Consider the following 17152-nt stretch of genomic DNA (forward strand, 5'->3'; position numbering starts at 1 on the left):
CTCTTTTCGTTTCCTTCTTAGATGCCCAGTTCGCGGTCGATCAGGGTGAACATCTCGTCGTCGCTGGCCACGGACAGGTCCTGGTAGGCCGTCGCGTTGTCGGCGGTCCGGGCCCGGAAGTCCGCGAGCAGACCTTCGAGGCGGATGACGATCTCCACCCGCCGGTCGCTGTCCTGGTCGACCTCGGCGAGCTGGGCGGCCAGCCGGTCGAGGCCGTCGAGGACGGGCGGCGCGGTCTCCACCGGGACGACGTTCGCGCACAGGTATCCGGCGAGTGCGGCCGGGGTCGGATAGTCGAAGATCACGCTGGCCGGGAGGGTCAGACCAGCCACGCGGCTCAGCCGGTTGCGCAGCTCCAGGGCGGTCAGGGAGGTCAGGCCCAGGTCGAGGAAGGACCGTTCGGCGTGCACCGCGTCGGCGCCGGACATGCCGAGAACCTGGGCGGCCTGGGCCCTGACCAGTTCCCGTACGGCGCGTTCACGGGCGGGCGCGGGGAGCGCGGCCAGGCGGGCCGCCTCACTTCGCGCGGGCGCGTCGGCCACGCGCCGGGCGGTCCGGCCCGTCCTGTTGAAGAGACGCAGGGCGCCGCGGTCCAGGTGGGCGGGGATGAGCAGCGGCGCCCCCGGGGCACTGGTGATCAGTGCGTCGAGCTGGGCCAGGCCGTCGGCGCCCTCGATCGGCCGCAGGCCGTTGCGGGCCATCCTGCGCCGGTCGGCGTCGTCGATCCGGTCGGCCATGCCCTGTCCGTCGAGGTCCCATGGGCCCCAGGCCAGGGAGATGGCTGGGAGACCTGCGGCGCGGCGGTGGGCGGCGAGGGCGTCGAGGAAGGTGTTGGCGGCGGCGTAACCGGCCTGGCCCGGGTTGCCCCAGATACCGGCCAGGGAGGAGAACAGCACGAAGTCGTGCAGGTCCAGATCCTTGGTCAGTTCGTGCAGGTTCCAGGCGCCGTCCACCTTCGGGCGCATGACGGCGTCGACCCGGGCGGGGGTGAGCGATTCGATGATGCCGTCGTCCAGGATGCCAGCGGCGTGGATCACGCCGCGCAGCGGAGTGGCGGCCGGGACACCCGCCAGCACCGCGGCGAGGCCGTCGCGGTCGGCGGCGTCGCAGGCGGTGACGCGTGTGGTGACCCCGTGTCCGGCGACCTCGGCGGCCAGCGCGCCGAGTCCCGCCGCCTGGGCTCCGCGCCGGGAGAGGAGTTCGACCCGTTCCGTCCTTCCGGCGGCGGCCAGGCCCCGGGCGACGAGCCCGCCGAGCGCTCCGGACGCACCGGTGATCAGCAGCGTTCCCCCGGAGGCGGAGGTGGTCGTCGCGGTGGGAGTCGACGGGACCAGCCTGGGGACCAGGAGGCGGCCGTCCCGGACGGCGACCTGCGCTTCGCCCGAGCTCAGGACGGCCGGGAGCACCTGGTCGAGGTCGGCAGACGGGTCCAGGTCGAGCAGGACGATCCGGCCGGGGTACTCCGACTGGGCGACCCGGACCAGGCCCCAGATCGGCGCGCCGGCGACGTCGACCGGGTCGGATCCCGTGTCCACCGCCTGGTGGGTGACCACGACGACGAACTCTTCGGCCGCCAGCCGTTCCCGCAGCGTGGCCAGGGTCGCCACCACTCCGGCTCGGGCCGCGACGTCGGGCGGGCCCTCCGGCGGGCGCCCGTCGACGACGCTCACGTCGGAGACGGGCACCGACCCGGAGGGGGCCGGGACCCATTCGAGGGCGAACAGCGCGTCGGTGGTCTCGGCGGGGAGTTCGTCCGGAGTGAGCGGGCGCAGGCTCACCGAGCCCACGGTGGCCACCGGCCTGCCGGTCCCGTCGGACAGGGTCACCGACATCGCGTCGACGCCGGGCACGGGCGCCAGCCGGACCCGCGCCTCGGTGGCGCCGGTGGCGTGCACGACCACATCGGTCCAGGTGGCCGCCAGCATCGACGGTCCGATCAAGGGCAGGACCGCGTCGAGGAGAGCGGGGTGGAGGGCGAAGCCGGTGACGTCCAGGCCGTCGTCGAGGCTGATCTCCGCGTAGAGCTCGGGTCCGTGCCGCCAGACAGACCTGATGTTCCGGTACGTCTCGGGCTGCGGTTGCGCGCCCGGCGGTGGCCATTCGGCCGTCGCGTTCTCCGGTTGGGCGGTGACGGCGGTGAGGACGGCGGTGGCGTTGCGGGTCCAGGCGCCGTTCTCCGGACGGGAGTGGATCGCCACCTCCCTGCGGTCGTCGTCCTTATGGGAGACCACGACCTGGATCTGGAGGGCGCCGGGGTCGGGGATGACCGGCGGGACGTGGACCTGGAGTTCGCTCAGGCGGGAGTGTCCCGTCTCGTCGCCGGCGCGGATCGCCATCTCGATGAGGGCCGTCTCCGGGACGACGATGTGACCGGCGGTCTGGTGATCGGCGAGCCAGGGCTGCGCGGCCAGGGACAGCCTGCCGGTCAGGACCAGGCCGCCGTCACTGGCCAGGTCGACGGCCGCGCCGAGGAGCGGGTGCCCGGCCACCGACTGGCCCAGCTCGGCCGCGTCCATTGGGGTTCGGCCTCCGCTCAGCCAGAAGCGCTCCCTGGTGAAGGCGTAGGTGGGGAGGTCGACGCGGCGTGCGCTGGTTCCCGCGTAGAAGCGTGACCAGTCGACGGTCGCGCCTCGGGCGTGCAACTCTCCTACCGCCGTGACGAGGGCCTGCGCCTCGCTCCGGTCGCGGCGCTGGGTGGGGATCCAGGTCTCGTCGGCGGTGAGGACGGCGTCGGGGCCGATCTCGACGAAGGTTCTGATGCCGTTTTCGCGCAGCGTGGTGACGGCGTCGGCGAAGCGGACGGGTTCGCGGACCTGGCGGACCCAGTAGTCGGGGTCGGTCGCCTCGATGGGCTGGCCGGTCACCGTGGACACGAGCGGGATGCGGGGTGGTGCGTAGGACACGGACTTGGTGACCTTGGCGTATTCGGCCAGCATCGGGTCCATCAGTGACGAGTGGAAGGCGTGGGACACGTTCAGGAGTCGCGTTTTGTCGAACCGTTCTTGCATGGCCTCTACTGCTTCGGCGGGTCCGGAGACCACGACGGCGTCGGGGCCGTTGACCGCGGCGATGTCCACGCCCTTGGTCAGAGCGGCACGGACCTCGTCTTCGCTCGCGCGGATGGCGAGCATCGCGCCGCCGGTGGGCAGTGCTTGCATCAGGCGACCGCGTGCGGCCACCACGGCGCAGGCGTCGGCGAGTGACCAGACTCCGGCGACGTGGGCGGCGGCGAGTTCGCCGATCGAGTGCCCGGCGACCATCGATGGAGTGACGCCCCAGGACTCCAGCAGGCGGAACAGCGCGACCTCGACGGCGAACAGTCCGGCCTGTGTCCACATCGTCTGGTGCAGGGCGTCGCTGTTATGGACGACGGCCGAGACCGATCCGTCGAGGTGTTCCTCCAGTCCGGCGCAGACCGCGTCGAAGGTCTGCGCGAACACGGGATAGGCCTGGTGCAATTCGCGGCCCATGCCGATGCGCTGTGCACCCTGGCCGGTGAAGACGAAGGCGACCTTGCCCGCTGAGGCGGTGCTCGCCGTCGTCGGGTCGGCCAGACGGGCGAGGAGTTCGGTACGGTCGGCGCCCACGACCACGGCGCGGTGGCTCAGGTGAGCGCGGGTGGTGGCGAGGGACCATCCGACGTCGGTCGGGTCGAGTTCCGGGTGGGCGATCAGGTGGTCACGCAGTCGTCGGGCCTGCGCCGCCAGCGCCGCCTCGGTCCGGGCGGAGACGAGCCAGGAAATGACCGGCATCCCGCTGCGGCCGTCGGCGGTCGCGGGAAAGTCGCCGGTGACCGGCACGGCGCCTTGGCCGTCGCCGGAGGTCGGTTCGTTCGGCGCCTGTTCCAGGATGACGTGGGCGTTCGTGCCGGAGAAGCCGAAGGACGAGACGCCCGCCCTGCGGGGGCGGCCGGTGTCCGGCCATGCTGTCGCCGCGGTGACCAGTGTGACGGCGCCTGATTGCCAGTCGACCTGGGCGGAGGGGGCGTCCACGTGCAGGGTGGCCGGGACGACGCCGTGGGCCATGGCCTGGATCATCTTGATGACCCCCGCCACGCCGGCCGCTGCCTGGGTGTGGCCGATGTTCGACTTCACCGAGCCGAGGAGTACCGGGGTCTCCCGGTCCTGGCCGTAGGTGGCGAGGAGGGCTTGGGCTTCGATCGGGTCGCCCAAGCGGGTGCCGGTGCCGTGGCCTTCGATGACGTCTACTTCTCCGGCGGTCAGGCCCGCGTTGGCCAGGGCGGTGCGGATGACCCGTTGCTGGGAGGGGCCGTTGGGGGCGGTGAGGCCGTTGGAGGCGCCGTCCTGGTTGACGGCGGTTCCGGCCACTACGGCCAGCACGCGGTGGCCGTTGCGGCGGGCGTCCGACAGGCGTTCTACGACCAGGACGCCGACTCCTTCACCCCAGCCGGTGCCGTCGGCGGCGTCGGCATAGGCTTTGCAGCGGCCGTCGGCGGCCAGGCCGCGCTGGCGGGAGAAGTCGACGAAGATGCCGGGGGTGGCCATCACGGTCACTCCCCCGGCGAGGGCCAAGGTGCACTCCCCGGAACGCAGTGCTTGGACGGCCAGGTGCAGCGCCACCAGGGACGACGAGCAGGCCGTGTCGACGGTCATCGCCGGGCCCTCCAGGCCGAGCGCGTAGGCAACGCGGCCGGAGGCCACTCCGCCGGACATACCCGTGCTGACGTAGCCTTCGACGTCACCGGGGACGGCGCCGCCGGAGCCGTAGTCGTGGTAGATCAGGCCGGTGAAGACGCCGGTCTGGCTGCCGTGCAGGGCGCTGACGTCGATGCCCGCGTCCTCCAGGGCCTCCCACGACGTCTCCAGGAGGAGTCGCTGCTGCGGGTCCATCGCCAGGGCCTCGCGTGGTGAGACGCCGAAGAACGGGGCGTCGAAGTCGGCCGCGCCGCCGAGGAACGCGCCCTCGCGGGCGTAGCTCTTGCCCAGCGCCTCGGGGTCCTCATCGAAGACGCTCCCCCACTCCGGGCCGCGATCGGTGGGGAAGCCCGACACCGTGTCGGTCCCGGAGGAGAGCAGGGTCCAGAAGTCGGCGGCGGAGGCGACGCCGCCGGGGAAACGGCAGCCCATGCCGACGATGACCACCGGGTCGTCGGCGTCCACGGCTCTTGGCGCGCCGGGCAGGGCGGCGTCGGTGATCCGGCCGCCCAGTTCGGTGAGGATGTACGCGACCAGCGCGGACGGCGTCGGGTGGTCGAAGACGAGGGTGGCCGGGAGGCGCAGGCCGGTGGTCTCGCCGAGGCGGTTGCGCAGTTCGACGGCGGTCAGCGAGTCGAAGCCCAGTTCACGGAAGGACCGGCCGGAATCCATCGTGTCCAGGCCGGGCATCCCGAGGACCAGAGCCGCTTGGGCCAGGACCAGGTCGCGGACGGTCTCCTCGCGCTCGGCCGCGGGCACGCCCGCCAGGCCATCGGCGATTCCGGCCGGTCCCGCCGTGCGCCGGGCGGCGCGGGGCGCCGTGGTGACCAGGCCCGACATCAGGGCGGGGACGTCGCGGCCCCGTCGCTGGAACACCTTCGGGTCGAGCCGGGCCGGGATCACGAGGGCCGGGGCCATCTGTACGGCGTCGAGCAGGGCCAGGCCGTCGTCTTCGGAGAGGGGCCGCATTCCCTGGGCGGCCATGCGCTGCCAGTCGGCCGGGGTGAGGTGCTCGGTCATCCCTCCGGTAGCGGTCCAGGGGCCCCAGGCCAGGGAGGTCGCCGGGAGTCCTTCGCTTTGGCGGTGGGCGGACAGGGCGTCCAGGAAGGTGTTGGCCGCTGCGTATCCGGCCTGGCCGGGGTTGCCCCAGACGCCGGCGATCGAGGAGAACAGCACGAACATGCTCAGGTCGAGGCTTCGGGTCAGTTCGTGGAGGTGCCAGGCGCCGTCGACCTTGGGGCGCATGACGGCGTCCAGCGCGGCCGGGGTGAGCGAGCCGATCAGACCGTCGTCCAGGACACCGGCGGCGTGGACGACACCGCGCAAGTCCGGAATCCCGGCAATGACGTTGGCGAGCGGGTCGCGGTCGGCGACGTCCACCGCGCACACATCAACGTGGACGCCTCGGTTGGCGAGTTCGGCGGCCAGCGCGCCTGTCTCGGGGCCTCGCCGGGAGAGAAGGACCAGGCGGTCGGCCTTGTCGGCCAGGTGGCGGGCGACCAGACCGCCGAGCGCACCGGATGCGCCGGTCACGAGAAGCGTGCCGGTCAGCTCGGGCGTCGGCATGGTCAGCACGACCTTGCCGACGTTGCGGGCCTGGCTCAGGTGGCGGAACGCCTCGGGAGCGCGGCGCACATCCCAGCAGGTCACGGGCAGCGGCTTGAGGATTTTTCGGGCGAACAGCTCGGTCAGGACGGCCAGCATCCGGCCGATGCGGTCGGGGTCCAGCTCGAGTAGGTCGAACGCCTGATATTTCAGGCCTTTGTGGTCACGGGCGACCTGTTCCGGGTCCCGGATGTCAGCTTTGCCCATCTCCACGAACCGGCCCTGCGGGCCTGCGGCCAGCCGGAGCGAAGCATCGACGAACTCTCCAGCGAGGGAGTCGAGGACGACGTCCACCGCTTGGAAGGTCGTTTCGAAGTCGAGGGTGCGTGACGACGCGATGTGCGACAGACCCAGGTCCCGCAGCACCGGCCACTTCGAGGGACTGGCGGTGCCGAACACCTCCGCGCCCAAGTGGCGGGCCAGCTGCACTGCCGCGATGCCGACACCACCCGCAGCCGCATGGATCAGGATCGATTCGTTTCTCCGCAGGTCGGCCAGCTCGACCAGCGCGTGGTACGCGGTCAGGAAGACCACGGGGGCAGCCGCCGCTTCGGCGAGTGTCCAGCCGTCGGGGACCGGTGCCAGCAGGCGTTGATCGGTCACCGCCTGGGGGCCGAAAGCGCCGGTGAACAGGCCCATGACCAGGTCACCCGGCTTGACACCGGTCACCTCCGGGCCGATCTCCAGGACCACACCCGCGCCTTCGAGACCGAGGCGGCCCGCGTCGCCGGGATACATGCCCAGCACGTTCAGGACATCGCGGAAGTTCACGCCACCGGCTCGCAGGCCGACCCGCACCTCACCCGCCTGGAGCTGCGGGCTGTCTTCCGGGCGCAGGGTGAGGTTCTCCAGGGTGCCGCGATCGGTGAAGTCGAGCCGCCACGTGTCCGTGTTCGCCGGGACCGCCAGAGCGGCCGACGGCTTCATCCTCGCCAGGCGCGGGACCAGCAGGCGGCCCGATCGGACGGCGATCTGGGGCTCACCGGTGGCCACGGCCGCGCGGACCAGATCTTCGGCGCCGTCGGCGGAGAGCGGGACGTCGAGGTCGACGAGGACCAGTCGGCCGGGGTTCTCAGCGGCGGTGACGCGGACCAGCCCCCAGACGGCGGAGCCGGTCACGTCGATCGGGACTCCGCCGGAACCCGTGTCGACCGCGCGCTCGGTCACCACGACCAGCGGCGACCCGGCCGCGAGCCCCTCCTTCACCATGTCGAGAGCTCGGGCCGCCGTGGCACGAGCCCGATCGCCGGCGTGCGCGCCCCCGGGCGGTTCCGGGCACGCGATGACCACGGCGTTCTCCGACGCGCTGACCTGCACGGATGCGCTCGCGGGGATCCAGTCGAGGGTGAACAGCGCCTCGCCGACGATAGGGGCGGCCACCTGAGCCGTAGGGAGGGGGCGCAATGCCAGGCCGCCCACGGTCGCGATCGGCGCGCCGGTTTCGTCGGCCAGGGTCAGGGAGACGCCGTCGCCGGTCGGGGTCAGCCGCACTCTGGCCGCGCGGGCGCCGGTCGCGTGCACGACGACGTCGGTCCAGGCGAAGGGCAGCAGGGGGCCGTCCTGGCCCGAGGCCGTGCCGGTGGCGGAGATGGGGTGGAGGGCGGCGTCGAGCAGGGCGGGGTGCAGGGCGAAGCCGGTGACCTGGGTGTCGTCGGCGAGGGCGATCTCGGCGAAGATCTCGTCGCCGCGTCGCCAGAGGGTGCGTACACCCTGGAAGATCGGCCCGTAGTTCAGGCCGGCCTCGGCCAGTGCGGGGTAGAAGGTGTCGAGGTTCTCGACGGTCGCCCCGGCCGGGGGCCAGGAGTCGAACGGGGTTTCCGGGGTGACGGTTTCGGCGAGGGTGCCGGTGGCGTGGCGGGTCCAGGTGCCCGCCGGGTCGTCGTGCTCGGGCTGGGAGTAGATCGCGAGGGCGCCGTCGTCGGCCGTCACCTGGACGCGGATGCCGCCTCCGGACGGCAGGACCAGGGGCGATTCGATGATCAGCTCGGCGAGCCGCGGTCTGCCGGTCTCGTCTCCGGCTCGGATGGCCATCTCGACCAGGGCCGCGCCCGGGACCACCACCTGACCGGCCACGACGTGGTCGGCCAGCCACGGCTGGGCGCTGACCGACAGGCGTCCGGTGAGGACCAGGCCGCCGCTGGCCGGAAGGTTCACCGCCGCGCCCAGCAACGGGTGGCGGGACGGGCCGAGTCCCAGGCCCGCCGCGTCGCCGTAGGCGCCCGGGGAGGTCAGCCAGTAGTGGCGGCGGTCGAAGGCGTAGGTGGGGAGGTCGACGCGGCGTGCGCCGGTCCCTTCGTAGAAGCGGGGCCAGTCGACCGTGCCGCCGAGGGTGTGCAGCCGCCCGATCGCCTCGACGAAAGTGCGCGCCTCGTCGCGGTCACGGCGCTGGGTGGGGATCCAGGTGTCGTCGGCGCCCAAGGCGGTGAGGACTGCGTCGGGGCCGATCTCGACGAAGGTCCTGATGCCGCTTTCGCGCAGGGTGGTGACGGCGTCGGCGAACCGGACGGGTTCGCGGACCTGGCGGACCCAGTAGTCGGGGTCGGTCGACTCGACGGGCAGGCCGGTCACTGTGGACACCAGCGGGATGCGGGGCGGTGCGTAGGAGACCGAGGCGGTGACCTTGGCGTATTCGGCCAGCATCGGGTCCATCAGCGAGGAGTGGAAGGCGTGGGAGACCTTCAGGAGGCGGGTCCTGTCGAACCTCTCTTGCAGGGCTTCCACTGCTTCGGCGGGTCCGGAGACCACCACGGCATCGGGGCCGTTGACCGCAGCGATGTCCACACCGTCGGTCAGAGCGGCACGAACCTCGTCTTCGCTCGCGCGGATGGCGAGCATCGCGCCGCCGGTGGGGAGCGCTTGCATCAGGCGGCCTCGGGCGGCCACCACGGCGCAGGCGTCGGCGAGTGACCAGACTCCGGCGACGTGAGAGGCGGCGAGTTCGCCGATCGAGTGTCCGGCGACCATGGACGGAGTGACGCCCCACGACTCCAGCAGGCGGAACAGCGCGACCTCTACGGCGAAAAGTCCCGCCTGAGCCCACATTGTCTGGTGCAGGGAGTCGCTGTTGTGGACGACGGCCGAGACCGATCCGTCGAGGTGCTCCTCCAGTCCGGCGCAGACCGCGTCGAAGGCCTGCGCGAACACGGGATACGCCTCATACAGACCCCGGCCCATGCCGATCCGCTGCGCGCCCTGGCCGGTGAAGACGAAGCCCACCTTGCCGACGCCAACGACGGCTCCCGGCGTGGTCTCGTCGGCGAGGCTCGTCAGATTGGCCAGGAGTTCGGCGCGATCACCGCCTACGACGACGGCGCGGTGGGACAGGCCAGAGCGGGTCGTCGCGAGGGACCACCCGATGTCGACCGCCGATTCGGGCCTGGCCGTGACGAACTCGGCCAGGCGGGCAGCCTGGGCGGCGAGACCGGCTCGACTGCGGGCGGAGATGAGCCAGGGAATGACCGGCATCCCGCTGCGGCCGTCGGCGGTCGCGGGAAAGCTGCCGGTGACCGGCACGGCGCCTTGACCGTCGCTGGGGGTCGGTTCGTTCGGCGCCTGTTCCAGGATGACGTGGGCGTTCGTACCGGAGAAGCCGAAGGAGGAGACGCCTGCTCTTCTGGGGCGGCCGGTGTCCGGCCATGCCGTCGCCTCGGTGACCAGCGTGACAGCGCCCGACTGCCAGTCGACCTGGGCGGAGGGGGCGTCCACGTACAGTGTCGCCGGGACCATCCCGCGCGCCATCGCCTGGATCATCTTGATGACACCCGCCACGCCAGCCGCCGCCTGGGTGTGGCCGATGTTCGACTTCACCGAGCCGAGAAGGACCGGGGTCTCCCGGTCTTGGCCGTAGGTGGCGAGGAGGGCTTGGGCCTCGATCGGGTCGCCGAGGCGGGTGCCGGTGCCGTGGCCCTCGATCACGTCGACGTCGGCGGCGGTCAGGCCCGCGTTGGCCAGGGCGGTGCGGATGACCCGTTGCTGGGAGGGGCCGTTCGGGGCGGTGAGGCCGTTGGATGCGCCGTCCTGGTTGACGGCGGTTCCGGCGACGACGGCCAGCACTCGGTGGCCGTTGCGGCGGGCGTCGGAGAGGCGTTCTACGACCAGGACGCCGACACCCTCACCCCAGCCGGTGCCGTCCGCCGCGTCGGCGTAGGCCTTGCAGCGGCCGTCGGCGGCCAGACCGCGCTGGCGGGAGAACTCCACGAAGGTGCCCGGGGTGGACATGACGGTCGCCCCACCGGCCAGTGCGAGGGAGCACTCGCCCGAACGCAGCGCTTGGACCGCGAGGTGCAGGGCCACCAGGGACGACGAGCAGGCCGTGTCGACGGTCATCGCCGGACCCTCCAGGCCCAGCGCGTACGCCACCCGGCCAGAGGCGACTCCGCCCGAGTTGCCGGTGCTGACGTAGCCTTCCACGTCCTCGGTTGCCGGGCCGCCGGTGCTGTAGTCGTGGTAGATCAGGCCGGTGAAGACGCCGGTCTCGCTTCCGTGCAGCGAGACGGGGTCGATGCCGGCGTCTTCCAACGCCTCCCATGAGGTCTCCATCAGCAAGCGCTGCTGGGGATCCATGGCCAGGGCCTCGCGGGGCGAGATGCCGAAGAACGGGGCGTCGAACTGTCCGGCGTCGTGCAGGAAACCGCCGGTGCCCGCATAGGTCTTGCCGGACGCGGCAGGGTCGGGGTCGACGACGCCCTCCCAGGCCGGGCCCCGGTCGCGGGGGAAACCGGTCACGGCGTCGGTCTCCGAGGAGAGCAGGTCCCAGAATTCGTCCGCCGATCCGACGCCGCCGGGGAAGCGGCAGCCGACGCCGACGATGACGACCGGGTCGTCGTCCCGCGCGCCGGTTCGCGCGGTGGGGGTCGCCACCGCGCCGCCCAGCACCTCGGTCAGGATGTACGCGACCAGCGCCGATGGCGTCGGGTAGTCGAAGACGAGGGTGGCGGGCAGGCGCAGGCCGGTCGTCTCGCCGAGGCGGTTGCGCAGTTCGACGGCGGTCAGGGAGTCGAAGCCCAACTCACGGAAGGACCGGCCGGAGTCCATCGAGGCCGTCCCCGCCATACCGAGGATGACGGCCGCCTGGCTGAGCACCATCTCGCGGATGGTCTCCTCGCGTTCGGCCGGGGACAGGCCGGTCAGCTTGGCGGCGAGGCCGGTTCCGCCCGCGGTGATCGACCCTGCGGTGCGGCGGAGGTTCGTGGCGGGGATCAGTCCGGACAGCAGCGGAGGCGTCGCGGGGCCTCGGCGGCGCAGGGTCGCGCGGTCGATCCTGGCGGGGATGAGGAGGTCTCGCGGGAGGTCCGTCGCGGCGTCGAGGAGGGCGAGGCCGTCGTCTTCGGAGAGGGGCCGCAGGCCTTGAGCGGCCATGCGCTGCCAGTCGGCCGGGGTGAGGTGTTCGGTCATTCCTCCGGTGGCGGCCCAGGGGCCCCAGGCCAGGGAGGTCGCCGGGAGTCCTTCGCTCTGGCGGTGGGCGGACAGGGCGTCCAGGAAGGTGTTGGCCGCCGCGTATCCGGCCTGGCCGGGGTTGCCCCAGACGCCGGCGATCGAGGAGAAGACCGCGAACAGGGCCAGGTCACGGGTTCTGGTCAGCTCGTGGAGGTGCCAGGCGCCGTCGATCTTCGCCCGGAGCACCGCGTGGGTTCGGGCGGGGGTGAGCGAGCCGATCAGACCGTCGTCCAGAACACCGGCGGCGTGGACGACCCCGCGCAAGTCCGGAATCCCGGCGATCACATGAGAGAGCCGCTCGCGGTCGGCGACATCCACTGCGCACACATCAACGTGGACACCCCGGTTGGCGAGTTCGGCGGCCAGAGCGCCTGTCTCGGGGCCCCGTCGAGAGAGCAGTACAAGACGGTCGGCCTTGTCGGTGAGGTGGCGGGCGACCAGACCGCCGAGGGCGCCGGACGCGCCGGTCACCAGCACAGTGCCGGTCAGCTCCGGAGCAGGCATGGTCAGCACGACCTTGCCGACGTTGCGGGCCTGGCTCAGGTGGCGGAACGCTTCGGGAGCGCGGCGCACATCCCAGCAGGTCACCGGCAGCGGGGTGAGCGATCCTGCGGCGAACAACTCCGACAGCACGGCCAGCATCCCGGCGATCCGGTCGGGATGCAGCTCAAGCAGGTCGAACGCCTGATATTTCAGGCCATCGTGGTCACGGGCCACCTGTTCCGGGTCACGGATGTCAGCTTTGCCCATCTCCACGAACCGGCCCTGCGGGCCAGCCGCCAGCCTCAGTGAAGCGTCGACGAACTCTCCGGCGAGTGAGTCGAGGACGACGTCCACCGCTTGGAAGGCCGTTTCGAAGTCGAGGGTGCGCGACGACGCGATATGCGACACGCCCAGGTCCCGCAGCACCGGCCATTTCGAAGGACTCGCCGTGCCGAATACTTCGGCGCCCAGATGGCGGGCCAGTTGCACCGCCGCGATGCCGACACCACCGGCGGCGGCGTGGATCAGGATCGATTCGCCCTTCTGGAGCTCCGCCAGCTCGACCAGCGCGTGGTACGCGGTCAGGAAGACCACGGGGGCAGCCGCCGCTTCGGCCAGAGTCCAACCTTCGGGCACCGGTGCCAGCAGGCGTTGATCGGTCACCGCCTGGGGGCCGAAGGCGCCGGTGAACAGGCCCATCACCAGGTCGCCCGGCTTGACGCCGGTCACTTCGGGGCCGGTCTCCAGGACCACGCCTGCGCCTTCGAGTCCGAGGCGGCCCGCGTCGCCGGGGTACATGCCCAGCACGTTCAGGACATCGCGGAAGTTCACGCCACCCGCCCGCAGACCAACCCGCACCTCACCCGGCTGGAGCTGCAGGTTTTCGGTGGCGCGCAGGGTCAGGTTTTCCAGGGTGCCGCGATCGGTGAAGTCCAACCGCCAGTTGTCGGCGGGAACGGTCAGCGCCCCAACGGGCCGGGCCAGACGGGGAACGAGCACCTGCCCCTGCCTAATCGCGAATTCGGGTTCGCCCGAGGCCACGCCCGCTCGCAGCAGGGGGCCCGCAGAGGTCAGGTCGTCGACGGAGGCCAGGGCCAGCCTGCCGGGGTTCTCGGCGGCGGCGGTCCGCACCAGACCGGTCACCGGGGATTCGCGCAACTCCGGTCCGGTGACGACCAGCAGCTTCGCGTCGGCCAGGTTCTCGGCGGCCAGCCACTCCTGGATCACGCCGAGCACATCGACGGTGAGCGTCCGGGCGGCCTCCGGCAGGGCACCGGCGACCAGGTCCGGGCGGTAGCACACCACCGAGGGGCGGTCCACGGCGGCCAGCAGTCCGGTCAGGTCGGGATGGTGGACGGCGCCCGGGAGCTCAGCACCGATCACGGCCCACGGCGTGTCGTCGGCTGCGGCCGGAGGGGCGGGAACCCAGTCCAGCGCGAACAGGGAGTCTGCGGTGTTCGTGGCCAGGTCGGTGGAGAGCGGCTGGAGCGCCAGCGCCGCCACCGAGGCGATGGGCTCGCCCGATTCGTCGGCGAGGGTGACCGTGACTCCGTCGCCCTTCGGGGCGGGGGCGATGCGGACCCGGGCGGTGGTGGCGCCGGTGGCGTGGAGGACGACGCCCGTCCATGCGAAGGGCACCAACGGCGCGGTGGTCGCCCGGCCCGCGGCGAGGCCGTGGAGGGCGGCGTCGAGCAGGGCGGGGTGCAGACCGAAGCCGGTGACGTTCACCCCGTCGGGCAGTGCGACCTCGGCGAAGATCTCCTCGCCGCGCCGCCACAGGGCTCGTACACCCTGGAAGGTGGGGCCGTAGGCCAGTCCGGCGGCGGCCAGGGCGGGATAGAGGTCGTCCAGGACGGTCTCGACCGCTCCGGCGGGCGGCCAGGAGGTGAGGTCGGTGACCGGTTCGGCGTCGGCGGGTTCGAGGACGCCGGTCGCGTGCCGGGTCCAGCCGCCGGTGACGTCGTCGTTCTCGGCCTGGGAGTAGATCGCGACCGTGCCGCCGTCGACCGTCACCTGGACGCGGATCCCGCCTTCGGGCGGCAGGACCAGGGGCGATTCGATGATCAGCTCGGCCAGCCGGGGCATGCCGACCTCGTCACCGGCCCGGATCGCCATCTCGACCAGCGCCGCCCCCGGGACGATCACCCGCCCAGCCACTGTGTGATCGGCGAGCCAGGGCTGCGTGTTCACCCCGAGGCGACCGGTGAGCATCAGGCCGCCGCCCGCCGCGAGGCTGACGGTGGCGCCGAGCAGCGGATGCCCGGCCGCCGACTGGCCCAGGCCGGTGACATCGGTGGCCCCGGAAGCGGGGTCGATCCAGAACCGCTCGCGGGCGAAGGCGTAGGTGGGCAGGTCGACCCGCTGGGCGCCTTCGTAGAACCGCGTCCAGTCGACGGATCCGCCTCGGGTGTGCAGTCGCGCCACCGCCGAGACCAGAGTGGTGGCGTCGTCGCGGTCCCGGCGGAGAACCGGGATCCATGAATCGTCACCCAGCGCGGTGAGGACCGCATCGGGGCCGATCTCGACGAAGGTGCGCACGCCGTTCTCGCGCATCGTGGTGACGGCGTCGGCGAACCGGACCGGCTCACGCACCTGGCGGACCCAGTAGTCAGGATCGGTCGCCTCGACAGGTAGGCCCGTCACCGTCGATACCAGTGGGATGCGGGGTGGTGCGTAGGAGACCGATGCGGTGACCTTGGCGTATTCGGCCAGCATCGGGTCCATCAAGGACGAGTGGAAGGCATGCGACACCTTCAAGAGTCGCGTGTTCTCGAACCGTTCTTGCAGGGCCTCTACTGCTTCGGCGGGTCCGGAGACCACCACGGCATCGGCGCCATTGACCGCCGCGATGTCCACGCCCTCGGTCAGCGCTGCGCGGACCTCGTCTTCGCTCGCGCGGATCGAGAGCATGGCGCCGCCGGTGGGAAGCGCTTGCATCAGGCGACCTCGCGCCGCCACCACTGTGCAGGCATCGGCGAGTGACCACACTCCGGCGACGTGGGCGGCGGCCAGTTCACCGATCGAGTGCCCGGCCACCATCGACGGGGTCACACCCCACGACTCCAGCAGGCGGAACAACGCCACTTCGACGGCGAACAGCCCGGCCTGCGCCCACATCGTCTGGTTCAGAACGTCCGGGTCCACGACCTCATTCACCGGCAGGTCCAGGCCCGCGCAGACAGCGTCGAACGCCTCCGCGAACACCGGATACGCGTCGTAGAGACCCTTGCCCATGCCGATCCGCTGCGCGCCCTGACCGGTGAACACGAACCCGACCTTGCCGCCAACGGCCGACCCGCTCGCGAACTCGGCGGAGAGGAGTTCGTCCCGGTCGGCACCGACGACGAAGGCCCGATGCGGCAGGCTCGACCGCGACTCCGCCAGCGACCGGCCGATGTCGGCCGGGTCCAGCTCCGGACGGCCCTTCAGGAACTCGCGCAACCGGCCGGCCTGCGCGGTCAGTCCGTCGGCGCTCCGGGCCGAGATCAGCCACGGCACCACCGGTGGCCTGCCGGTGCTCACGGGCTCTCCGCCGGGCGCCTGCTTCGGCACGACGCGCGCGTTGTCGAAAGGCACGGGCTCCTCGGCGGGCGCCTGCTCCAAGATGACGTGCGCGTTCGTACCGGAGAAACCGAAGGAGGAGACCGCGGCCCGGCGCGGGCGGCCGGTGCCGGGCCACTCCGTCGCCTCCGTCACCAGGTCGATCGCGCCCGACGTCCAGTCGACGTGGGAGGAGGGGGCATCGACGTGCAGGGTGGCCGGGACGACGCCATAGTCCATGGCCTGGATCATCTTGATGACACCCGCCACCCCGGCGGCGGCCTGGGTATGGCCGATGTTCGACTTCACCGAACCCAGCAAGACCGGATTGTCCCGATCCTGCCCGTAGGTGGCCAGCAGCGCCTCCGCCTCGATCGGGTCACCCAGACGGGTGCCCGTGCCGTGGCCCTCGATGACGTCGACCTCCCCGGCCGACAGCCCGGCTCCGGCCAGGGCGCTCAAGATCACCCGCTGCTGGGAGGGGCCGTTCGGAGCGGTCAGGCCGTTCGACGCGCCGTCCTGGTTGACCGCGCTGCCACGGAGCAGGGCCAGGATGCGGTGGCCGTTGCGGCGGGCGTCCGACAGTTTCTCCAGGACGAGGACACCGACGCCCTCACCCCAGCCGGTGCCGTCTGCCGCCTCCGCGTAGGCCTTGCAACGGCCGTCGGCGGCCAGACCGCGCTGCCGGGAGAACTCGACGAACGTCCCCGGCCGGGCCATCACCGTGACGCCTCCGGCCAGCGCGAGCGAGCACTCCCCCGACCGCAACGCCTGCGCGGCCAGGTGCATCGCCACCAGCGACGACGAGCACGCCGTGTCGACCGTGACCGCGGGACCTTCCAGGCCCAGGGTGTACGCCACCCGGCCCGACGCGACACCGCCCGAGATGCCGGTGCTCACGTAGCCCTCGACGTCGCCCACGCCACCGGCGGCGTAGTCGTGGTAGATCAGCCCGGCGAACACGCCCGTGGCGGTGCCGTGCAGCGAGACCGGGTCGATGCCGGCGTCCTCCAGCGCCTCCCACGACGTCTCCAGCAGCAACCGCTGCTGCGGGTCCATCGCCAGCGCCTCACGCGGCGAGATGCCGAAGAACTCGGCGTCGAAGTCGGCCGCCCCGTCGAGGAACGCGCCCTCACGGGCGTAACTCTTGCCCACGGCCTCGGGGTCCTCGTCGAAGACGCTCCCCCACTCGGGCCCGCGATCGGCCGGGAACGGCGCGACCGTGTCGGTGCCCGCGACCAGCAGCGACCAGAAGTCATCGGGAGAGGCCACCCCGCCGGGGAACCGGCAGGCCATGCCGACGACGGCCATCGGTTCGAGCCGCTCCTCCTCCAGTTCGCGCAGGCGCGCGCGTGTCTGGTGCAGGTCGGTGGTGACCCGCTTGAGGTAGTCACGAAGCTTTTCCTCGTTCGCCATTTTCGACGACCTTTCCC

At 71.9% G+C, this 17152-nt stretch carries 1 protein-coding gene; it reads right to left on the reverse strand.

The features are described 5' to 3' along the window. Positions 1–17 precede the first annotated feature (17 nt). A complete protein-coding gene (locus tag ACYQ78_RS09210) occupies positions 18–17135 on the reverse strand; it encodes an SDR family NAD(P)-dependent oxidoreductase (RefSeq protein ID WP_459800315.1) in 17118 nt (5705 codons plus the stop codon). Between the last annotated feature and the right edge of the window lie 17 nt (positions 17136–17152).

The organism is Herbidospora sp. RD11066 (assembly GCF_054661255.1).